The sequence below is a fragment of the Enterobacter cloacae genome (assembly GCF_013375935.1).
GTDB lineage: Bacteria > Pseudomonadota > Gammaproteobacteria > Enterobacterales > Enterobacteriaceae > Enterobacter > Enterobacter pasteurii.
This window is the reverse complement of sequence record NZ_CP056117.1, coordinates 801,749-821,550: the sequence shown is the minus strand read 5'-3', so window position 1 is coordinate 821,550 and position 19,802 is coordinate 801,749. Positions and strand designations below refer to the sequence as shown.

Genomic DNA, 19,802 nt, shown 5'->3' with positions numbered 1-19,802 from the left:
TACAGCACAATTCTATTTTGTGCGGGTAATACGTGGATGCAGGGGGCATTGTGGATATCTCAATCCTGATTTATGCGGTAGTTGCGCTGGCGAGTGCGGGGATTGGCTGGCTCATCTCCAGCTATCAGCACGCGCAGCAGAAAGCCGAGCAGCTGGCAGAGCGCGAGGAGATCGTCGCCGAGCTCAGCGCAACGAAGCAGCAGCTTTCGTTAAGCGCTCACTGGCGCGACGAGTGCGAACTGCTCAATAACGAACTGCGTAACCTGCGTGATATCAACACCTCGCTGGAGGCCGATCTTCGCGAAGTAACCACCCGCCTCGAATCCACCCAGCTGCACGCCGAAGACAAAATCCGCCAGATGATCAACAGCGAGCAGCGCCTTAGCGAGCAGTTTGAGAACCTCGCGAACCGTATTTTTGAACACAGCAACCGCCGCGTGGATGAACAGAACCGCCAGAGCCTGAACAGCCTGCTGACGCCGCTGCGCGAACAGCTGGACGGCTTTCGCCGCCAGGTGCAGGACAGCTTTGGTCAGGAGGCACGCGAGCGCCACACGCTGGCGCATGAAATTCGTAATCTCCAGCAGCTGAATGCCCAGATGGCGCAAGAGGCGGTTAACCTGACGCGCGCCCTCAAAGGCGATAACAAAGCGCAGGGGAACTGGGGCGAAGTCGTTTTAACCCGCGTGCTGGAAGCCTCTGGCCTGCGCGAGGGATACGAATATGAGACGCAGGTCAGCATCGAGACTGACGCGCGCTCGCGAATGCAGCCGGACGTGATTGTGCGTCTGCCGCAGGGCAAAGATGTGGTCATCGACGCGAAAATGACGCTGGTGGCCTATGAACGCTACTTCAACGCCGAGGATGACTACACCCGCGAATCGGCGCTGCAGGAGCACATTGCTTCCGTGCGTAACCATATTCGTCAGCTTGGCAGAAAAGACTATCAGCAGTTGCCGGGGCTGCGATCGCTGGATTACGTGCTGATGTTTATTCCGGTCGAGCCGGCCTTTCTGCTGGCGCTGGACAGACAGCCCGAACTGATCACCGAAGCGCTGAAAAATAACATTATGCTGGTCAGCCCCACCACGCTGCTGGTGGCATTACGCACCATTGCCAACCTGTGGCGTTATGAACACCAGAGCCGTAACGCGCAGCAGATTGCCGATCGCGCCAGCAAGCTGTACGACAAAATGCGGCTGTTTGTGGACGATATGTCCTCGGTGGGGCAAAGCCTGGATCGGGCGCAGGATAATTACCGTCAGGCGATGAAAAAACTCTCCTCCGGGCGCGGCAATTTGCTGGCGCAGGCGGAGGCGTTTCGCAGCCTGGGGGTGGAGGTTAAACGCGAGATTAATCCGGATCTGGTGGAGCAGGCGACCGCGCAGGACGAAGAGTTCCGCCTGCGCGAAGGCGACGCTGAGCAAAATACCCGCAATGAAGACAACGATTTAGCGGCGAGTTTATCACCAGAAGCGCAGCCGACGCGTTTCTTTCGCGGTGGTTGAAACGTAGGGCAAATGCGCCCAATCTGTTACACTTCACGAACATTTGACTGATTAGCAGGCTCTGAGATGGTTGACGATTCACAAGACACGACGCACTTTGGCTTTCAGACTGTCGCCAAAGCGCAGAAAGCTGACATGGTGGCCCACGTATTTCATTCCGTGGCGGCGAAGTACGATGTGATGAATGATTTGATGTCATTCGGCATTCATCGCTTGTGGAAGCGCTTCACCATTGATTGCAGCGGCGTACGCCGTGGACAAACGGTGCTGGATTTAGCCGGAGGAACGGGCGATCTCACCGCAAAATTTTCCCGCCTGGTAGGTGAAACCGGTCGCGTGGTACTGGCCGATATCAACGACTCCATGCTGAAAATGGGACGCGAGAAGCTGCGCAACATCGGCGTGGTAGGCAATGTTGAATACGTTCAGGCCAACGCCGAAGCGCTGCCGTTCCCGGACAATACCTTTGACTGCATCACCATCTCTTTCGGGCTGCGTAACGTGACCGATAAAGATAAAGCGCTGCGCTCTATGTACCGCGTGCTGAAGCCGGGTGGACGCCTGCTGGTGCTCGAGTTCTCCAAACCGATTATCGACCCGCTGAGCAAAGCCTACGATGCGTATTCCTTCCACGTTCTGCCACGCATTGGCGAGCTGGTGGCGAACGATGCCGAAAGTTACCGTTATCTGGCTGAATCCATCCGAATGCACCCGGATCAGGACACGCTGAAAGCGATGATGCAGGATGCAGAATTTGAAAACGTGGAGTACTTCAATATGACGGCGGGTGTCGTCGCGCTGCATCGTGGTTACAAGTTCTGAGTGGAGGTTTCCCGTGCCCATTAAACCCTTAGTCACCGCAGGCATCGAGAATGTACTGAATGCCTTTCTGTATCGCGCCCCGGCGCTGAAAACCGCACGTCAGCGGCTTAACGGAAAGGTACTGCGTATCGTTTTAAAAGAGTTCTCGACGCCGCTTGTGCTGGTCTTCAGCGAACGCCAGCTTGACGTTCTGGGTGAGTGGGAAGGCGAGGCTGACTGCTCGGTGATCACGCACATGAGCGTGTTGCCAAAACTGCGCGATCGCCAGCAGCTGACGGCGCTTATTCGCAGCGGCGAACTGGAAGTCCAGGGCGATATTCAGGTGGTACAGAACTTCGCTGCGCTTAGCGACCAGGCCGAATTCGACCCGGCGGAGCTGCTGGCGCCCTATATCGGCGATATCGCGGCTGAAGGGATAAGCAAAACGCTGCGCACGGGTTCTGCTTTTTTGCGCAAAGGTCTCCAGCGTCAACAGCGCTACGCTGCTGAGGTTCTGACCGAAGAGTGGCGTATGGCGCCGGGGCCATTGGAAGTTGCCTGGTTTGCAGAAGAGACCGCGGCAGTTGAGCGCGCAGTGGATGCGTTAACCAAACGGCTGGAAAAACTGGAGGGCAAATGACGCCTGGTGAAATTCGGCGCCTCTATTTTATCGTTCGCACCTTTTTGAGCTACGGGCTCGACGAGCTTATCCCCAGAATGCGTATCACCCTGCCGCTTCGGCTTTGGCGGCGCACGCTGTTCTGGATGCCGAATCGCCATAAGGATCAGGAGCTGGGTACACGCCTGCGTCTTGCTTTGCAGGAACTGGGTCCGGTCTGGATCAAGTTTGGTCAGATGCTCTCAACACGTCGCGATCTTTTCCCGCCGGAGATAGCCGATCAGCTCGCGCTGTTGCAGGACCGCGTCGCCCCGTTTGATGGGGAGAGGGCAAAGAAACAAATCGAGGAAGCGATGGGCAATATTCCCATCGACACCTGGTTTGATGATTTCGATATCCAGCCTCTGGCATCCGCTTCTATCGCGCAGGTTCACACCGCGCGCCTGAAGGAGAATGGCAAAGAGGTGGTCATTAAGGTGATTCGCCCGGATATCCTGCCGGTTATCAGAGCGGACATGAAGCTGATTTATCGTCTGGCTCGCTGGGTGCCGCGCCTGCTGCCGGATGGCCGCCGTCTGCGCCCGCTGGAAGTGGTACGGGAATACGAAAAAACGCTGATTGATGAGCTAAACCTGCTGCGCGAGTCGACCAACGCCATTCAGCTGCGTCGTAACTTTGAAAACAGCCCGATGCTGTATGTTCCTGAAGTCTATTCTGACTATTGCAGCCAGAACATGATGGTAATGGAACGTATCTACGGTATTCCTGTCTCGGACGTGGTGGCGCTGGAAAAACAGGGCACCAATATGAAGCTGCTGGCCGAAAGGGGCGTGCAGGTCTTCTTTACTCAGGTTTTCCGCGACAGCTTCTTCCATGCGGACATGCATCCTGGCAACATTTTTGTCAGCTATGAGCACCCGGAAGATCCACAATATATTGGCATCGACTGCGGTATTGTCGGCTCGCTGAACAAAGAGGATAAGCGTTATCTCGCCGAGAACTTTATCGCTTTCTTCAACCGCGACTACCGTAAGGTGGCCGAACTGCACGTAGATTCAGGCTGGGTTCCGCCAGATACCAACGTGGAAGAGTTCGAGTTTGCGATCCGCACCGTCTGCGAGCCGATTTTTGAAAAGCCGCTGTCGGAGATCTCGTTCGGACACGTTCTGCTCAACCTGTTCAACACCGCGCGCCGTTTCAATATGGAAGTGCAGCCTCAATTAGTTTTACTTCAGAAAACATTACTTTACGTTGAGGGCGTAGGCCGCCAGCTCTATCCTCAGTTAGACTTGTGGAAAACCGCTAAACCCTTCCTCGAATCCTGGATTAAGGATCAGGTCGGTATTCCAGCGCTGGTTCGCTCGCTTAAGGAGAAAGGCCCGTTCTGGATTGAAAAAATGCCTGAAATTCCTGAGCTGGTTTACGACAGTTTGCGTCAGAGCAAGAACCTTCAGCACAGCATGGATAAAATCGCGCATGAGCTTCAATCCAGCCGCGTGCGTCAGGGGCAGTCTCGCTATCTCTTCGGAATTGGCGCGACGCTGCTGATAAGCGGCACGTTGCTATTGATCAATCGCCCGGACTGGGAAATGATGCCTGCGTGGATTATGGCTGCCGGTGTTGTTGTCTGGCTTGCTGGCTGGCGAAAAACGCGTTGAATTAGCGTCGCTATCGATGGGTTGCATACGTATAATGCGATCTGACTAATTAATCATCTATCACTGGGGAACGCGCATGGGTGGTATCAGTATCTGGCAGTTAGTGATCATTGCCGTCATCGTTGTGCTGCTGTTTGGCACGAAAAAACTCGGGTCCATTGGTTCCGACCTTGGCGCGTCAATCAAAGGCTTTAAGAAAGCCATGAGCGATGACGAGAATAAGCAGGATAAAACCGGTCAGGATGCTGATTTCACTGCTAAGTCCATCGCCGACAAGCAGGATGAAGCCAAAAAGGACGATGCTAAACGTCACGATAAAGAGCAGGTGTAATTCGTGTTCGACATTGGTTTTGGTGAGTTACTGCTGGTATTTGTGATTGGTCTGATCGTGTTAGGGCCGCAGCGCTTGCCCGTTGCGGTGAAAACCGTGGTGGGCTGGGTGCGTGCGCTTCGCTCGCTGGCAACGACCGTGCAGAACGAGCTGGCGCAGGAGCTTAAGCTTCAGGAATTTCAGGACAGCCTGAAAAAGGTTGAAAAGGCGAGCATGGACAACCTGACGCCGGAGCTGAAAGCGTCGATGGATGAGCTGCGTGAAGCAGCCGAATCCATGAAGCGCTCATACAGCATTAACGATCCTGAAAAGGCGAGCGACGAAGCTAACACCATCCATAACCCGGTGGTGAAGGGCAGCGAGGAGCAGCGCGAGGGGGTGACGCCTTCCAGCGCGGAGCATCAGGCTGCTTCGCCAGAGCAATCGCCGCAGGAGCCTGAAGTGAAAAAGCAGGTGCCGTCAGAAGAGCCCGTGGTGAAAGCCGCTGAAGTTAAACCTGCCGCACCCGTTTCCGAATCATCCCCTTCCTCAAGTGATAAAGCGTAAACATGGCAGTAGATGATACTCAACCGCTCATCGCGCACCTCATTGAACTGCGCAAGCGCCTGTTAAACTGCATTATTGCGGTTTTCCTCATATTCCTGTGTCTGGTCTATTTCGCCAACGATATCTACCAGGTGGTCTCTGCGCCCTTGATTAAACAGATGCCGCTGGGGGCAACGATGATCGCAACGGACGTTGCTTCGCCGTTCTTTACCCCAATCAAGCTCACCTTCTGGGTGTCGCTGATTGCGTCTGCGCCGGTTATTTTGTATCAGGTCTGGGCCTTCATCGCCCCGGCGCTGTACAGGCATGAGCGTAAGCTGGTGATCCCGCTGCTGGTATCCAGCTCCCTGCTGTTCTATATCGGCATGGCGTTCGCTTATTTCGTGGTCTTCCCGCTGGCCTTTGGTTTTCTGACGCATACCGCGCCGGAAGGGGTGCAGGTATCCACGGACATCGCCAGCTACCTCAGCTTTGTCATGGCGCTGTTTATGGCGTTCGGCGTCGCGTTCGAAGTGCCCGTGGCGATAGTCCTGCTCTGCTGGGTAGGCGTTACGACACCGGACGATCTGCGTAAAAAGCGTCCGTACATCCTCGTCGGGGCGTTTGTCGTGGGTATGCTGTTAACTCCGCCAGACGTTTTCTCGCAGACGCTGCTGGCAATACCTATGTACTGCCTGTTTGAAGTCGGCGTGTTCTTCGCACGTTTCTACGTGGGTAAGGGGCGTACGCGTGATGATGAAGACGTAGAGTCGGAAGAGACCACTAAAGAATAAAATCAGCCGCCCGTCAGGGCGGTTGTCATATGGGGAATACCATGTTTGATATTGGGCTTAACCTGACCAGCTCACAGTTTGCGAAAGACCGTGATGAGGTGGTGGCGCGCGCGTTTGCCGCTGGCGTTAACGGGCTGTTGCTGACGGGAACCAATCTGCACGAGAGCGAGCAGGCACAGCAGCTGGCGCAACGCTATCAACGCTGCTGGTCCACCGCAGGCGTGCACCCTCATGACAGCAGCCAGTGGACGCATGAAAGTGCTGAGGTACTTCATCGCCTGGCGAAAACGCCGGAAGTCGTTGCCATTGGTGAATGCGGGCTTGATTTCAACCGCAACTTCTCAACGCCTGAAGAGCAGGAAAACGCGTTTACCGCCCAGCTCGCCCTGGCAGCAGAGCTGGGAATGCCGGTGTTTATGCACTGTCGCGATGCGCATGAACGTTTTCTGGCATTGCTGGAGCCCTGGCTGGATAAACTGCCTGGCGCGGTGCTGCACTGCTTTACGGGCTCCCGGCAGGAGGCGCTGGATTGCCTGAACCGCGGGCTTTATCTGGGAATTACCGGCTGGGTGTGCGATGAACGGCGTGGGCTTGAGCTGCGCGAGCTGCTGCCCGTTATCCCGGCCGATCGTTTGCTGCTTGAAACAGATGCGCCGTATCTGCTGCCTCGGGATATGCAGCCCAAACCGGCATCGCGACGTAATGAACCCGCTTACCTGGGGCACATAGCTGAACGCGTGGCGCACTGGCGCGGAGAGGATGCCCAGTGGCTGTCAGCACGAACCGATGACAACGTGCGTCGTCTGTTCGGCGTGCAGTTCTAAACTTTACGGAAATCGGTGTTTTGACGCTCTGCAACACCTCTTTGTTCAACAGGTTAAGCAGCAGCATTGAACGCGCTTCACCGTCCGGCTCAGAGAAGATGGCCTGTAAGCCTTCAAAGGCGCCTTCGGTGATCACCACGCTGTCGCCGGCATAGGGGGTTTCCGGATCGGTAATATCTTCAGGCTGCTGGTAAACGGAAAGCTGATGAATAACCGATGACGGTACTCTTGCCGGATGGGCGCCAAAACGCACAAAATGGCTGACGCCGCGCGTGGCGCTGATCGTCGTGGTGTGGATCACTTCGGGGTCGAACTCAACGAACAGGTAGTTCGGGAACAGGGGCTCGCTGACGGTCGTGCGTCTTCCACGCTGCATTTTTTCAAGCGTGATCACGGGTGTCAGGCAGTTAACAGACTGACGTTCAAGATGTTCCTGCGCGCGCTGAAGTTGCCCGCGTTTGCAATACAGTAAATACCAGGCCTGCATAATCACTCTTCCCATTGTTCGGGGCGCAAGCATATCAAAACCCTGGCGGGATCGCTAAGGTGATTATAATGGGCAAAAAGCGAGTAAGTCGTGGAAGTTCACGCTAATTTAACAAAATTACAGCATCACGCGGGCTTACGCCGTATAATGAAGCGCTTACAGAGAGGCCATGATTAACTGCATGAAATACCACGATCTACGCGACTTCCTGGCGCTGCTTGAAAAGCAGGGCGAACTCAAACGCATTACGCTTCCTGTTGATCCGTATCTGGAAATGACAGAAATCGCTGACCGCACCCTGCGCGCGGGCGGCCCGGCGTTGCTGTTTGAAAACCCAAAAGGCTACGCCATGCCGGTACTGTGTAACCTGTTCGGCACACCTCGCCGCGTGGCGATGGGGATGGGGCAGGAAGATGTTACGGCGCTGCGCGAAGTGGGCAAACTGCTGGCCTTTCTGAAAGAGCCGGAACCGCCGAAAGGATTCCGCGACCTGTTCGACAAGCTGCCGCAGTTTAAGCAGGTACTGAACATGCCGACCAAACGCCTGCGCGGTGCGCCGTGCCAGCAAAAAGTGCTGGAAGGCGATGCGGTTGATCTCACCACCATTCCGATTATGCAGTGCTGGCCTGAAGATGCCGCACCGCTGATAACGTGGGGCCTCACCGTCACGCGTGGGCCGCATAAAGAGCGTCAAAACCTCGGCATCTATCGTCAGCAGCTGATTGGCAAAAACAAGCTCATCATGCGCTGGTTGTCCCATCGCGGAGGCGCGCTGGATTTCCAGGAGTGGTGCGCGGCCCGTCCGGGCGAACGCTTCCCGGTTTCCGTCGCGCTGGGTGCCGATCCGGCAACCATTCTGGGCGCGGTTACGCCCGTTCCTGACACGCTGTCGGAATATGCCTTTGCGGGGCTGCTGCGCGGCACCAAAACTGAAGTGGTTAAGTGTATCTCCAATGACCTGGAAGTACCGGCCAGTGCGGAGATCGTGCTGGAAGGCTACATTGAACAGGGCGAGCTGGCACCCGAAGGGCCGTACGGCGACCACACCGGCTACTACAACGAAGTGGATAACTTCCCGGTGTTCACCGTCACGCACATTACCCAGCGTGAAGATGCCATTTATCACTCCACCTACACCGGCCGTCCACCCGACGAGCCGGCGGTACTGGGCGTGGCGCTGAATGAAGTGTTCGTGCCGATCCTGCAAAAACAGTTCCCGGAAATTGTTGATTTTTATCTGCCGCCGGAAGGGTGTTCGTATCGCCTGGCGGTGGTAACGATGAAGAAGCAGTATGCCGGTCACGCTAAACGCGTGATGATGGGCGTATGGTCTTTCCTGCGCCAGTTTATGTATACCAAGTTTGTGATTGTCTGCGATGATGACGTCAACGCCCGCGACTGGAATGACGTCATCTGGGCCATCACCACGCGTATGGATCCCGCGCGTGATACGGTGTTAGTGGAAAACACGCCGATTGATTATCTGGACTTTGCCTCGCCGGTTTCCGGCCTTGGCTCAAAAATGGGACTGGATGCCACGAATAAATGGCCTGGCGAAACCGACCGTGAATGGGGTCGCCCGATCGAGAAAGATCCTGCCGTGACCGCGCGCATTGACGCGATCTGGGACGAGCTGGCCATAATGAATAACGGTAAGGCAGAATAAGACCGTTTAGCCCTATAGACTTCCCGACAGAGAGAGCGAATGACAACCTTAAGCTGTAAAGTGACGTCGGTAGATGCTATTACCGACACCGTATATCGCGTCCGTTTGGTTCCTGAAGCGGCATTCTCATTCCGTGCCGGCCAGTACCTGATGGTCGTGATGGACGAGCGTGATAAGCGTCCTTTCTCTATGGCCTCTACGCCTGCAGAGAAGGAATTTATTGAGCTGCATATTGGTGCGTCTGAGCTTAACCTGTACGCGATGGCCGTGATGGACCGCATCCTGAAAGAGCGTGAAATCGTGGTCGATATCCCTCACGGCGAGGCCTGGCTGCGTGAAGACGAAGATCGCCCGCTGATCCTGATTGCCGGTGGCACGGGCTTCTCTTATGTTCGCTCTATTCTGCTGACCGCTCTGGCGCGCAATCCGAATCGTGATATCACCATCTACTGGGGTGGCCGTGAAGAGAAGCACCTTTACGATCTGTCGGAGCTGGAAGCGCTGAGCGTGAATCATCCACACCTGCGCATCGAGCCGGTTGTCGAGCAGCCGGAAGAGGGCTGGCGCGGGCGCAGCGGTACCGTGCTGACAGCGGTATTGCAGGATCACGGAACGCTGGCCGGGCACGATATCTACATTGCCGGTCGCTTTGAAATGGCGAAAATTGCCCGCGACCTGTTCTGTAACGAACGTGACGCGCGGGAAGATCGCCTGTTCGGCGATGCGTTTGCGTTTATCTGAATCAGAAACCCGCTTCGGCGGGTTTTTTCTGCTCTGATAAAAGCGCTGGTGAAAATTTAACCTTGAAATGGGCAGCGCATTACCGCTATCCTTATTCCGGATAAATTTCGTCCTCAGGAGCGCCCCCCAAAAATGAACAAACACGACTGATGAATTTCGATCCTTGCTAAACGCAACGCGTCGGCAGGGGATGTTTTGATTTCATTCAGGAGTGCTTATGGCTCATTTTGCGCAGTCCCCCTCTTTTATTTTGCATCAGGTCACCTGTCAGTTTGCGACGGGCGATATCCTTTTTGGTCCACTGAATCTTTCTCTGGATTCGTCGGTTTGCGCGCTGGTTGGCCGCAACGGCAGTGGAAAAACGCGCCTGCTGCGCCTGCTGGCTGGCATAGACGAACCCGCCAGCGGGCACGTTGAGCGCTTTGGCTCGCACGCCTACGTGGCCCAGCAGCAGGATATTTCCCCTCACGCCACGCTTGCCGGGCTGCTTGGCCATGAGGCGATCTTCGCCGCCCGTAAACGCGTCGACAGCGGTGATTATGAACCCGAGGATCTCGACACGCTCGAGGGACGCTGGGATCTGGCTGAACGTCTGAGCCATGCTTTCATCGCTGCAAACCTTCCCCCGTTCGATCCAAATAAACCCGCAGCGGCGCTGAGCGGCGGCGAGCGTATTCGTGCCTTGCTGTGTGGCGCATTCACCGAAGATGCGGATTACCTGCTTCTGGATGAACCGACCAACCACCTCGACGGGCAGGGCCGGGAATGGTTCTACGAGCAGCTTTCCCGGTATCAGGGCGGCGTGCTGGTGGCCTCTCACGACCGTGAGTTACTGGCGCAGGTAACGCGCATCCTTGAACTGAGCGCTTTTGGCTTGCGCAGCTTCGGCGGAAATTATGCTGACTATAAAAGCCAGCGTGACGCTGAGCAGCAGGCCGCCCGCGCTGCGCTGGAACATGCCGCCACCGAGCGTAAACGTACCCGCGCCCGTATGCATAAAGAGCATGATGACAGCCAGCGGCGTTCAGCAAAAACGCTTCGCAAGGTCGATAGCCTCAACATTGCCTCGTTTGAACGGGTCAAGTACAAAGCGGCGGCGAAAGAGCGCATCGGTTCCTGGAAAAAACAGCATAGCGATCAAAATGATGCGCTTAACGCTGCGGTTAACCAGGCACGCGAGCGGGTAGAAGCGGATAACGCGGTGATGTTTACCCTGCCGGGCAGTCAAATTGCGCAAGGGAAGCAGGTGCTGGTGCTCCAGGATCTGGTGCTTCCGCATGTGTCTCTCCCGCCGATAAACTGGCGAATGGACGGCCCCATGCGCGTGGCGCTTCGCGGGCCTAACGGCTGTGGGAAATCTACGCTTTTAAAAGTGATGCTGGGCGAAACTGCCCCCGTTTCCGGTACCTGTAACGTCTCCGTCACGCGCGCCTGTCTCGATCAGCAACTTTCCCGGCTGGATCTGTCGCAGTCGGTGATGACACACCTCAACCTGGGCAATACGCCGCTCGAGGAGGGCACGCTGCGTACCCGGCTGGCGCAGCTTCAGCTGGGCGCGGAAAAAGTAACGCTTCCTCTGGGTGAACTGAGCGGCGGCGAGCGCCTGAAGGCCGCGCTGGCCTGCGCGTTGTGGCGTGAAGCTTCAGCGCAGCTGTTGCTTCTGGATGAGCCGACCAATCATCTCGATCTGGCCTCCGTTCAGGCCATTGAAGCGGCCCTGGCCGATTTTCCCGGCGCGCTGCTGGTGGTATCGCACGATGAAGCCTTTCTGAAAGGGCTGAAGCTGACGCATGAGCTGGTGTGGGAAGAGTCAGGATGGCGATGCGGAAGTCTGTAAACACAAGCCCCCGCAAGGGCGGGGGCAAAAAAACGTTATCAGGCTAACTGCTTGCGAAGGTCTGGGTTCGCCTGAATCAGGCGCATCAGCTTTAACTCGGCCGGAGTAGGTTTTTCGCGTTTTGACTCCCACTCCATTACCATCGCTACGCTGACACCCATCGCTCTTGCGAATTCATCTGTTTTCAGGCCCGATCCTTTGCGTAAACGCTCAAATTCACTGAAAGGATTGGGCTTTGTTTGCAGGGTAAACGTCGGCGGTACATCTTTAAAAATAATCTGTTCCAGGCTGCTCAGCAGCTCAAACTCAGGATCTTTTAATTCCATTGAGAACTCCTCATAAATCACACATCGGGATCATGAACATCAGAGAGCCTGTTAAGAATAGTCCCTAAACCAGACACAGGATCGTCACGGCTGTGATTAATTGTGCGATCACCATCGCTTTACGCGTTTCAGCTATATGGATATTTATGCTAATTACCTGATTAGTCATATATCGGGCGGGTCAGGTATTTTTTTGTAAATAGTAAGCCATAAAATGGGAATACCCGTTTTGTATGAAAAGTCTATCTTGCAAGGCTGTCCTGGACTATTCTTGTCAGCGTTAGGCACGCGTGTGCCGGTGTGCGCTTTTTTGGGTGAAAGGAGTAATAAAATGGCGACAGGAAAGTCCTGCTCTCGCTGGTTTGCGCCTGTAGCGGCGTTATTAATGGTGGTTAGCCTGAGCGGGTGTTTTGATAAGGAAGGCGATCAGCGCAAAGCGTTTATCGATTTTCTCCAGAATACAGTGATGCGTAGCGGCGAGCGTTTACCAACGCTGACTGCGGATCAGAAAAAACAGTTTGGTCCATTCGTCTCTGATTACGCCATTCTGTATGGCTATTCGCAGCAGGTAAGCCAGGCGATGGATTCCGGGATCCGCCCGGTCGTGGACAGCGTAAATGCCATCCGCGTACCGCAGGATTATATGACCCAGCGTGAACCGCTGCGCCAGTCCAACGGTGCGCTTGGGGTGCTGAGCCAGCAGCTGCAAAATGCCAAAATGCAGGCTGATGCATCGCGCTCCGCGCTGAAGCAGGGCGAAGATCTGAAACCGGTCTACGACCAGGTGTATGAGAAAGTGGTGACCAAACCGTCAAACGCCTTGCAGCCGCTGATCCCGGCTGCTCAGGTCTTTACTCAGCAGCTGGTGCAGGTGGGTGACTTTATCAGTGAACAGGGTACGCAGGTGAGCTTCGTCTCTAATGGTATCCAGTTCCCGACCTCCCAGCAGGCGAGCCAGTACAATACGCTGATCGGGCCGCTGGCGTCCCAGCACCAGGCCTTTAGCCAGGCATGGAGCGCAGCGGTCGCTGCTACGGAATAATAAAAACCCCCGCTTCCGGCGGGGTTTTTTTATGCGTAATGAAAATAACGCTTGTCATTCGTCTACCACATCGGTATAACTATGTTCGTCGGTTTGTTACACAGACCTAAAGCAGTTTAGTAAAGCAGTCCAGATTGTTATCCATAGATACCCTTCGTAGTGACCCTTCCTTCATCGCTTAAAAATCTGTAACGCAATCCATCAAAGCCGGAAGGCACAATATATTTGTTAATAAGGTAATTTCTATGTCTGCTAAAATGACTGGTCTGGTAAAATGGTTCAACGCTGATAAAGGTTTCGGCTTCATCACTCCTGACGATGGCTCTAAAGACGTGTTCGTACACTTCTCTGCTATCCAGAACGATGGCTACAAATCTCTGGATGAAGGTCAGAAAGTTTCCTTCACCATCGAAAGCGGCGCTAAAGGCCCAGCAGCTGGTAACGTTGTAAGCCTGTAAGCTTCCAACCCAGTAGCACAAAATTCAAAAACCCGCCTTCTGGCGGGTTTTTTCGTTTCTACTGCCGTACCTGCGGATTAACGCAGTTTTTATCCACTTTTCCGCTAAGCGCAGCAATCAGGTTGTCTACTGCGGTCGCCGCCATGCTGTAGCGCGTTTCGTGAGTCGCAGAGCCGATGTGGGGCAGGGCGACGACGTTTGGCATGGCCAGCAGCGGAGAATCTACCGGCAGCGGCTCCTGTTCAAACACGTCCAGGCCGGCGGCGTGGATCTCACCGTTTTGCAGTGCCTCAATCAGCGCCTTCTCATCCACCACCGGGCCGCGACCCGCGTTGATGAAAATGGCCGATCTCTTCATCTTTTCAAACGCCGCTTTGCCAAAGAGATGACGCGTTTCATCCGTCAGCGGCAGGATCAGGCAGACAAAGTCGGCTTCCTGTAGCAGCGCATCAAGCTCGCAGTAGCGGGCGTTGAAGCGCTCCTCAGCTTCGCCGTGATGACGGCGTGCGTTATAGAGAATCGGCATGTTGAAGCCGAAATGGGCGCGCCGGGCCAGCGCCATACCGATACGCCCCATCCCGACTATTCCCAGGGTTTTGCCATGAACGTCCACGCCGAACCAGTCGGAGCCGATGCTTTTCGTCCATTCGCCTGCCTTTACGCGCTCAGCCACTTCCACCACGCGACGGGCGGTGCTGAGCACCAGCGCCATCAGCGTGTCGGCGACGGTTTCCGTCAGGGCATGTGGCGTATGCATCAGCAGGATGTTGCGCGCGTTAAGCGCATCCACGTCGAAGTTGTCGTAACCCACGGAAACGGTTGAGGTTGCACGAAGCTTCGGCATTTTCTCCAGCAGCGCTGCATCCACCTTTTCGCTTGACCCCAGCAGGCCCTCGGCGCTGGCAAACGCGTCGGCGTGCTGCGCCACGGTTTCCGGGCTGAGGTTCTTCACCCGGGTAACGGTAAAGTGTTCTTCCAGGCGTTTTTGCAGATCTTCGGGCAGTGCTTTGTACAAAATGACGGACGGCTTCATGCTAATCTCCGTTGATTTTAAAAGGATTCAGGCGTGGCGTGCGCCGACGGGTAGCTGTTGATTATTAGCAGGCTTAACGATCAGAGTAAGCCATACCGAGGCAAAAAGCGCCACCCCCATAAAGATGTAAGAGGCTGAAGGGCTGCCGGTTGCGCCGTTGAGATAGCCGACAAACCACGAGCCAAAGAACGAGCCCAACGCACCCATGCTGTTGATCAGCGCCATCGCGCCGCCCGCGACGTTACGCGGCAGCATTTCCGGGATGATGGCAAAGAACGGACCATATGGGGCGTACATGGCAGCACCCGCGATCACCAGCAGCGTATAGGAGGCCCAGAAGTGGTTCGCACCCACGGCCCAGGAGCCAATAAAGGCAAAGGCAGCGATCAGCAGCAGTGGCCAGACGAACAGCTTACGGTTTTGCAGCCTGTCCGACGCCCAGGAAACGACGATCATCGCGATGGTTGCGGCCAGGTAAGGCACCGATGACAGCCAGCCAACTTCCACCATGCCCAGGTTCTCACCGCCGCTGCGGATAATCGACGGCAGCCACAGCACAAAGCCGTACACGCCAATGCTCCAGGTAAAATACTGCGCGCACAGCAGGATGACGTTACGGGAGCGGAAGGCTTCGCCATAGTTACGCACCGCTTTCAGCCCCTGCTGCTCTTTATCCAGCTGCGCCTGCAGTGCGGCTTTCTCATCCTCCGAAAGCCACTTTGCCTGGGCAGGCTTATCTTTTACCAGCACCCACCAGCAGAAGGCCCAGAGGATCGCGGGAACCCCTTCGATGATAAACATCTCACGCCAGCCGTAGGACTGGATGAGGTAGCCGGAAACCACCGACATCCACAGTACGGTGACCGGATTGCCGAGTATCAGGAACGTATTGGCGCGTGAACGCTCGGATTTCGTGAACCAGTTGCTGATATAAATCAGCATCGCCGGCATAACTGCCGCCTCAACCACGCCGAGAATGAAGCGAATGGCGGCCAGAGCAGGAATATTATTCACCACCCCAGTGAGGGATGCACATGCGCCCCACAGGATCAGGCAGATGAAGATAAGCTTTCGCACGCTGCGGCGCTCGGCGTAAATCGCGCCGGGGATCTGGAAGAAAAAATAGCCCAGGAAGAAGAGAGCCCCCAGCAGGGAGGATACCCCTTTGGTGATCCCGAGGTCTTCGTTGATCCCGGCGGCGGATGCAAAACTGAAGTTGGCACGATCCAGGTACGCCAGGCTGTACGTGATAAACACGATTGGCATGATGTACCACCAGCGTTTTACTGCATTGGTCGAACTGTTCATAGGCTTGCCTCTGTTGTTGAGGTTGTTAACCCCTTACCCTAACCCTCTCCCCTTTGGGGAGAGGGCCGGGGTGAGGGGATTTAGTCGTTAAGCTGCGCGCGGGTTGGCAGGCCTTCACTGTCGCCCTGCACCTGAATCGCCAGCGAACCAATTTTGTTGCCACGCGCCACGGCCTGCGGCAGCGGTTTGCCTTCCAGCAGGGCACTGATGACCCCGACGGCAAATCCATCGCCAGCGCCCACGGTATCGACCACGTTGTCGACTTTTACCGCGGCGACCGCGCCTTGCTCACCGTCGGCGGTTTTAAACCATGCGCCGTCGGCACCGGTTTTCAGCACCACGGCCTTCACACCTCTGTTGAGATAAAAATCAGCAATGCCTTCCGGCGTACCTTCGCCCGTGAGGATCATTCCCTCTTTTATACCCGGCAGAACCCAGTCCGCCTGGAATGCCAGACGATTCAGCTTCTCGACCATATCCGCCTCGCTTTTCCACAGCACCGGACGCAGGTTAGGATCGAACGAGATCGTCTTACCCAGAGCCTTCATGGTGGTCGCGGCACGATCGAGCAGCTCATACGAGCTGGCCGACAATGCGGCTGCCACACCGCTCAGGTGCAGATGGCGTGCACATGCAAAATAGTCGGCGTGATAATCTTCCACCGAGAGATGGCTTGCCGCCGACCCTTTGCGGAAGTATTCCACGATGGGATCGGTTCCATTTTCGACTTTAGACTTAAGCTGAAAGCCGGTCGGGAAGCGCCCGTCGAGCGTGACGCCTTCGGCATCAATCCCCTCTTTTTTCAGCGAGTCGAGAACGAAATGGCCAAAGCTGTCATCCCCCACGCGGCTCACCCATCCGACGTTCAGCCCAAGGCGCGCCAGCCCGGTTGCAACGTTCAGCTCTGCGCCTGCCACGCGTTTAATAAAGCGTTCAACCGCGCTCAGCTCGCCCGTTTCGGTGGCAACGAACATTGCCATGGCCTCGCCGATAGTGATCACATCCAGCGTCTTGTGCATGGTTTACTCCTCGCGCAGCAGGTTGACGTAATGACGGGTAACGGCGGTCAAGTCCGTCCCTTCGAGCGGAAACTCGATACCGCGCGGGGCGTCGGCAGGCAGTTGATTAAGCAGATCCCGCCAGCCTGAGTCGCTCTGGTCCGGGGCAACGGCGCGGAACTGCTCCTTGTGGGGGACGGCGGCTTTGACGTGAATATAGCTGACGGCCGGAGCCAGCTGGCGCGCGGCCTCTTCCGGAGAGTCGCCGACCCACAGCCAGTTGCCCATATCGAACGTCAGCGTAACCGGCAGCGACATCACCCGACAGGCGGCCTTGAAGCGCTGCATCGGGGCGAGCTGGCCGCAGTCCGTCTGATCGTTCTCTACCACCAGCGTCATGCCGCTTTCATCCAGCAGCGCGCGCAGGGAGTGAAGCGGCTGTTTGTTGCTGAAATGACCCAGTGAGACCTTAAGCCACAGCGCGTTCAGCGTGCTGGCTTCGGCAAGATAGCGCGGGAGATCCGGGGTGAGGGTTCCGTCTGGCATAAACAGGGGCGCCGGTGCCGAGTAGCACGCCAGCAAACCCAGCAGTTCAATGGACTCGCCAAGCGCAGGCAGCGCCAGCAGTTCGTCGCTGCAAAACAGCTCGCGGCGGATCTCGACGCCATCCGCCCCTGCGGCAGCAATTACGGGCAGCATCGCCCGCTGTCCGCCCGCCTGACGCACACGGTCGGCGCCATACGCGGCGGTGACCACCATTATTTTCCTGCTCATTTCCTGACTCCATCGCGTAATCGATAGTATTACGCTAGATGGAACCGGTTCCAAAGAAAAGTTCAGGATGCCAGATTTATGATCGCTGTCACGAAGGGGAGTTTAACGGGCGGTAGAGCCGCGAACGATCAGCTCGCCGGAAAAAACCTGCTCGCGGACGGCGTCGCTGGTGCCTTCAATTCGACGAACCACTTGTTCAACAGCGGCATAGCCGATCTGCCAGGTAGGTTGCTTGAGTGTGGTAATCCCCACGCCTGCTATTTCTGCCCACTCCAGCTCATCGAAGCCGAGTAAGCCGATGTCGCTGCCCCAGTGCAGGCCAATACGCTTGAGCGAGCGCGCCACCTGAAGCGTGAGCGCGCCGTTAGCGGAGATCACCGCTTTACGCATGCCCCGATGGCGGGTGTGGAACTGGCGCAGGGCATTATCCATCTGGCCAGATTCGTGCAGGGGGATTTCGGCATTTTCGGCGATTACGCCGGGATAACGCGCCAGCGTGGCGTGAAACGCCGCCAGACGGTCGCGGCGGGTGTTTACCATACCCAGCGGTTCGCTCAGGAACAGAATCGCTTCGAAACCCTGCTCGATAAGGTGCTCGGTGGCGGTGGTGGCGGCCTGGGTGTTATCCAGCCCGACCACATCGCAGGCAAACTCCGGGATTTTACGGTCGATAAGCACCATTGGCAGGGACGACTGTTGCAGGCGATTTAACCCTTCTTCACGCATCCCGACGGCATTCACCACGATCCCTTCTACCTGATAGCTGCGGAGCAGATCGAGGTAGTGCAGCTCCTGATCAACCTCGTTATTGGTATTACAGACCAGCGGGGTAAAGCCTTTTTCACGGCACGCCGCTTCGATGCCGCTGAGGACGTTAACGGAGTAGGGGTTGGTGATGTCGGCGATAATAAGGCCTATCAGACGGGTTCGACCGCGCTTGAGGCCGCGCGCCATAAGGCTGGGACGGTAGTCGAGTTCGGCAATGGCCTGTTCAATACGCGCCAGCAAGGCATCGGAAAGCAGGTGTTTCTCGCCGTTGAGGTAGCGCGAGATGCTGGTTTTACCGGTTCTGGCGGCTTTCGCCACGTCGCTGATGGTGGCCCGGGCTGGTTTGCGCATCGCTGATTTCCCTGAAATGAGTGAGAATACCTTAGCGGGAAAATTATCGATGGCAAGTGGTTCATTATGAAAGGTGTTGCCTGATGCCCTTACCCCAACCCTCTCCCGTGGGAGAGGGCGCAAACGCTAAAAACGGCAACGAACGTTGCCGTTTTGCTTCCACCTACTGAATCGGGCTTAAGGTGATCTCAACGCGACGGTTCTGCGCTTTGCCTTCCGCCGTGCTGTTGCTGGCAATCGGGTTAGCCGGACCCATACCGCTGGTGCGGATGCGGTTCGCTTCAACGCCCTGGGTAATCAGCGAGCTGGCCACGGAATCGGCACGCTGCTGCGACAGGCGCATGTTCAGCTCCTGGCCGCCGGTGCTGTCGGTATAGCCAATTACGTTTACCGCCGTCTTGTTGTACTCTTTCAGCACCATGGCCACGCCGGTCAGGGTATTCGCGCCTGCGGGCTTCAGTGTTGCGCTGCTGCTGTCGAAGGTCACGTTATTTGGCATGTTCAGGATGATGTTGTCGCCGCTGCGCGTGACGCTCACGCCCGTACCTTTCATTTTGTCACGCAGCTTCGCTTCCTGCACATCCATGTAATAACCCACGCCGCCGCCCAGCGCTGCGCCTGCTGCTGCGCCAATTAGCGCGCCTTTGCCACGATCTTTCTTGGAGGAGGAGAGGGCACCCACGCCTGCGCCGACCAGCGAGCCAATACCTGCGCCGATGCCGGATTTACCCGCTTCGCGTTCGCCGGAGTAAGGGTTGGTTGTGCAGCCAGATACAGCCAGTGCACCGCTCACCAGAGCGGCAATAACGAGTACGCGTTTTTTCATCTTATTTCCTTAATCCTTTTTATTCTTTGCCACGACGAACGTGGCAGTGGATTATGACGTCCGGATACGGAGAAAATTCAGTGCATAACTCTGAAATTCGTCACAAACCTTAAACTGCCTCATCGAA

Annotated in this window: 20 protein-coding genes and 1 pseudogene; 13 read left to right on the top strand and 8 right to left on the bottom strand. The window is 56.2% G+C overall.

Annotated features, from left to right (window positions below; all coding sequences use genetic code 11):
* Positions 1 to 50: 50 nt before the first annotated feature.
* The 8 genes from rmuC (at position 51) to tatD (ending at position 7,060) form a co-directional block, all read left to right on the top strand.
* Positions 51 to 1,508, top strand: a complete 1,458-nt coding sequence (gene rmuC / locus HWQ14_RS03830) for a DNA recombination protein RmuC (protein ID WP_176609001.1) — start codon at positions 51 to 53, stop codon at positions 1,506 to 1,508.
* Positions 1,509 to 1,574: 66 nt separating this feature from the next.
* Positions 1,575 to 2,330 (top strand): bifunctional demethylmenaquinone methyltransferase/2-methoxy-6-polyprenyl-1,4-benzoquinol methylase UbiE, encoded by a 756-nt coding sequence (ubiE, locus tag HWQ14_RS03825; protein ID WP_003860790.1) that lies wholly within the window; start codon positions 1,575 to 1,577, stop codon positions 2,328 to 2,330.
* Positions 2,331 to 2,343: 13 nt separating this feature from the next.
* Entirely contained in the window at positions 2,344 to 2,949 is a 606-nt protein-coding gene (ubiJ, locus tag HWQ14_RS03820) for a ubiquinone biosynthesis protein UbiJ (RefSeq protein ID WP_148421595.1), read from the top strand.
* A complete protein-coding gene (gene ubiB / locus HWQ14_RS03815; RefSeq protein ID WP_176609000.1) occupies positions 2,946 to 4,586 on the top strand; it encodes a ubiquinone biosynthesis regulatory protein kinase UbiB in 1,641 nt (546 codons plus the stop codon). Before ubiJ ends, ubiB begins: the two co-directional genes overlap by 4 nt.
* A gap of 76 nt (positions 4,587 to 4,662) precedes the next feature.
* Complete coding sequence (gene tatA / locus HWQ14_RS03810) at positions 4,663 to 4,917, top strand: Sec-independent protein translocase subunit TatA (protein ID WP_148421591.1); 255 nt, start codon at positions 4,663 to 4,665, stop codon at positions 4,915 to 4,917.
* 3 nt (positions 4,918 to 4,920) lie between these two features.
* A complete protein-coding gene (gene tatB, locus HWQ14_RS03805; protein WP_148421589.1) occupies positions 4,921 to 5,463 on the top strand; it encodes a Sec-independent protein translocase protein TatB in 543 nt (180 codons plus the stop codon).
* A 2-nt stretch (positions 5,464 to 5,465) separates the two neighbouring features.
* Positions 5,466 to 6,236: a Sec-independent protein translocase subunit TatC gene (gene tatC / locus HWQ14_RS03800; protein ID WP_148421587.1), complete on the top strand. Its 771-nt coding sequence runs from the start codon at positions 5,466 to 5,468 to the stop codon at positions 6,234 to 6,236.
* A 41-nt stretch (positions 6,237 to 6,277) separates the two neighbouring features.
* A complete protein-coding gene (gene tatD / locus HWQ14_RS03795) occupies positions 6,278 to 7,060 on the top strand; it encodes a 3'-5' ssDNA/RNA exonuclease TatD (RefSeq protein ID WP_148421585.1) in 783 nt (260 codons plus the stop codon).
* Here tatD and rfaH read toward each other — a convergent pair.
* Positions 7,057 to 7,547, bottom strand: a pseudogene (rfaH, locus tag HWQ14_RS03790) (transcription/translation regulatory transformer protein RfaH). The gene tatD and the pseudogene rfaH sit on opposite strands and share 4 nt — an antisense overlap.
* A gap of 169 nt (positions 7,548 to 7,716) precedes the next feature.
* Between rfaH and ubiD the strand changes: the two are divergent.
* The 3 genes from ubiD (at position 7,717) to HWQ14_RS03775 (ending at position 11,791) form a co-directional block, all read left to right on the top strand.
* Complete coding sequence (ubiD, locus tag HWQ14_RS03785) at positions 7,717 to 9,213, top strand: 4-hydroxy-3-polyprenylbenzoate decarboxylase (RefSeq protein WP_148421584.1); 1,497 nt, start codon at positions 7,717 to 7,719, stop codon at positions 9,211 to 9,213.
* Positions 9,214 to 9,252: 39 nt separating this feature from the next.
* Positions 9,253 to 9,954, top strand: a complete 702-nt coding sequence (gene fre, locus HWQ14_RS03780) for an NAD(P)H-flavin reductase (RefSeq protein WP_148421582.1) — start codon at positions 9,253 to 9,255, stop codon at positions 9,952 to 9,954.
* Positions 9,955 to 10,171: 217 nt separating this feature from the next.
* Entirely contained in the window at positions 10,172 to 11,791 is a 1,620-nt protein-coding gene (locus tag HWQ14_RS03775; RefSeq protein WP_176608999.1) for an ABC-F family ATP-binding cassette domain-containing protein, read from the top strand.
* A 38-nt stretch (positions 11,792 to 11,829) separates the two neighbouring features.
* Here HWQ14_RS03775 and HWQ14_RS03770 read toward each other — a convergent pair whose 3' ends face one another.
* Positions 11,830 to 12,117, bottom strand: coding sequence for an HTH-type transcriptional regulator (locus tag HWQ14_RS03770; protein WP_176608998.1), 288 nt, complete (start codon positions 12,115 to 12,117; stop codon positions 11,830 to 11,832).
* A gap of 331 nt (positions 12,118 to 12,448) precedes the next feature.
* Between HWQ14_RS03770 and HWQ14_RS03765 the strand changes: the two genes are divergently transcribed.
* Both HWQ14_RS03765 and cspE read left to right on the top strand, forming a co-directional pair.
* The gene (locus tag HWQ14_RS03765; protein ID WP_148421576.1) at positions 12,449 to 13,159 is read left to right on the top strand and encodes a DUF3053 domain-containing protein; all 711 of its coding nucleotides are present in this window, start codon (positions 12,449 to 12,451) and stop codon (positions 13,157 to 13,159) included.
* Positions 13,160 to 13,404: 245 nt separating this feature from the next.
* Positions 13,405 to 13,617, top strand: coding sequence for a transcription antiterminator/RNA stability regulator CspE (gene cspE, locus HWQ14_RS03760; RefSeq protein ID WP_003860775.1), 213 nt, complete (start codon positions 13,405 to 13,407; stop codon positions 13,615 to 13,617).
* Between the two features lie 58 nt (positions 13,618 to 13,675).
* Here the strand turns inward: cspE and ghrB are convergent, their stop codons facing one another.
* The 6 genes from ghrB to HWQ14_RS03730 form a co-directional block, all read right to left on the bottom strand.
* Complete coding sequence (gene ghrB, locus HWQ14_RS03755; RefSeq protein WP_148421574.1) at positions 13,676 to 14,650, bottom strand: glyoxylate/hydroxypyruvate reductase GhrB; 975 nt, start codon at positions 14,648 to 14,650, stop codon at positions 13,676 to 13,678.
* A 27-nt stretch (positions 14,651 to 14,677) separates the two neighbouring features.
* Complete coding sequence (locus HWQ14_RS03750; RefSeq protein ID WP_176608997.1) at positions 14,678 to 15,958, bottom strand: MFS transporter; 1,281 nt, start codon at positions 15,956 to 15,958, stop codon at positions 14,678 to 14,680.
* A gap of 80 nt (positions 15,959 to 16,038) precedes the next feature.
* A complete protein-coding gene (locus tag HWQ14_RS03745; RefSeq protein WP_176608996.1) occupies positions 16,039 to 16,977 on the bottom strand; it encodes a sugar kinase in 939 nt (312 codons plus the stop codon).
* A 3-nt stretch (positions 16,978 to 16,980) separates the two neighbouring features.
* Entirely contained in the window at positions 16,981 to 17,730 is a 750-nt protein-coding gene (locus tag HWQ14_RS03740; RefSeq protein ID WP_176608995.1) for a sugar phosphate isomerase/epimerase family protein, read from the bottom strand.
* A gap of 102 nt (positions 17,731 to 17,832) precedes the next feature.
* Positions 17,833 to 18,849, bottom strand: coding sequence for a LacI family DNA-binding transcriptional regulator (locus tag HWQ14_RS03735; protein ID WP_176608994.1), 1,017 nt, complete (start codon positions 18,847 to 18,849; stop codon positions 17,833 to 17,835).
* A 163-nt stretch (positions 18,850 to 19,012) separates the two neighbouring features.
* Positions 19,013 to 19,675: an OmpA family lipoprotein gene (locus tag HWQ14_RS03730; protein ID WP_148421564.1), complete on the bottom strand. Its 663-nt coding sequence runs from the start codon at positions 19,673 to 19,675 to the stop codon at positions 19,013 to 19,015.
* Between the last annotated feature and the right edge of the window lie 127 nt (positions 19,676 to 19,802).

What these genes read in the sequence shown, in the direction of transcription:
- ubiE (WP_003860790.1), top strand. Translation starts at nt 1,575, where the DNA reads ATGGTTGACGATTCACAAGACACGACGCACTTTGGCTTTCAGACTGTC.
- ubiB (WP_176609000.1), top strand. Translation starts at nt 2,946, where the DNA reads ATGACGCCTGGTGAAATTCGGCGCCTCTATTTTATCGTTCGCACCTTT.
- tatA (WP_148421591.1), top strand. Translation starts at nt 4,663, where the DNA reads ATGGGTGGTATCAGTATCTGGCAGTTAGTGATCATTGCCGTCATCGTT.
- tatC (WP_148421587.1), top strand. Translation starts at nt 5,466, where the DNA reads ATGGCAGTAGATGATACTCAACCGCTCATCGCGCACCTCATTGAACTG.
- tatD (WP_148421585.1), top strand. Translation starts at nt 6,278, where the DNA reads ATGTTTGATATTGGGCTTAACCTGACCAGCTCACAGTTTGCGAAAGAC.
- ubiD (WP_148421584.1), top strand. Translation starts at nt 7,717, where the DNA reads ATGATTAACTGCATGAAATACCACGATCTACGCGACTTCCTGGCGCTG.
- fre (WP_148421582.1), top strand. Translation starts at nt 9,253, where the DNA reads ATGACAACCTTAAGCTGTAAAGTGACGTCGGTAGATGCTATTACCGAC.
- HWQ14_RS03775 (WP_176608999.1), top strand. Translation starts at nt 10,172, where the DNA reads ATGGCTCATTTTGCGCAGTCCCCCTCTTTTATTTTGCATCAGGTCACC.
- HWQ14_RS03770 (WP_176608998.1), bottom strand. Translation starts at nt 12,117, where the DNA reads ATGGAATTAAAAGATCCTGAGTTTGAGCTGCTGAGCAGCCTGGAACAG.
- HWQ14_RS03765 (WP_148421576.1), top strand. Translation starts at nt 12,449, where the DNA reads ATGGCGACAGGAAAGTCCTGCTCTCGCTGGTTTGCGCCTGTAGCGGCG.
- cspE (WP_003860775.1), top strand. Translation starts at nt 13,405, where the DNA reads ATGTCTGCTAAAATGACTGGTCTGGTAAAATGGTTCAACGCTGATAAA.
- ghrB (WP_148421574.1), bottom strand. Translation starts at nt 14,650, where the DNA reads ATGAAGCCGTCCGTCATTTTGTACAAAGCACTGCCCGAAGATCTGCAA.
- HWQ14_RS03750 (WP_176608997.1), bottom strand. Translation starts at nt 15,958, where the DNA reads ATGAACAGTTCGACCAATGCAGTAAAACGCTGGTGGTACATCATGCCA.
- HWQ14_RS03745 (WP_176608996.1), bottom strand. Translation starts at nt 16,977, where the DNA reads ATGCACAAGACGCTGGATGTGATCACTATCGGCGAGGCCATGGCAATG.
- HWQ14_RS03740 (WP_176608995.1), bottom strand. Translation starts at nt 17,730, where the DNA reads ATGAGCAGGAAAATAATGGTGGTCACCGCCGCGTATGGCGCCGACCGT.
- HWQ14_RS03735 (WP_176608994.1), bottom strand. Translation starts at nt 18,849, where the DNA reads ATGCGCAAACCAGCCCGGGCCACCATCAGCGACGTGGCGAAAGCCGCC.
- HWQ14_RS03730 (WP_148421564.1), bottom strand. Translation starts at nt 19,675, where the DNA reads ATGAAAAAACGCGTACTCGTTATTGCCGCTCTGGTGAGCGGTGCACTG.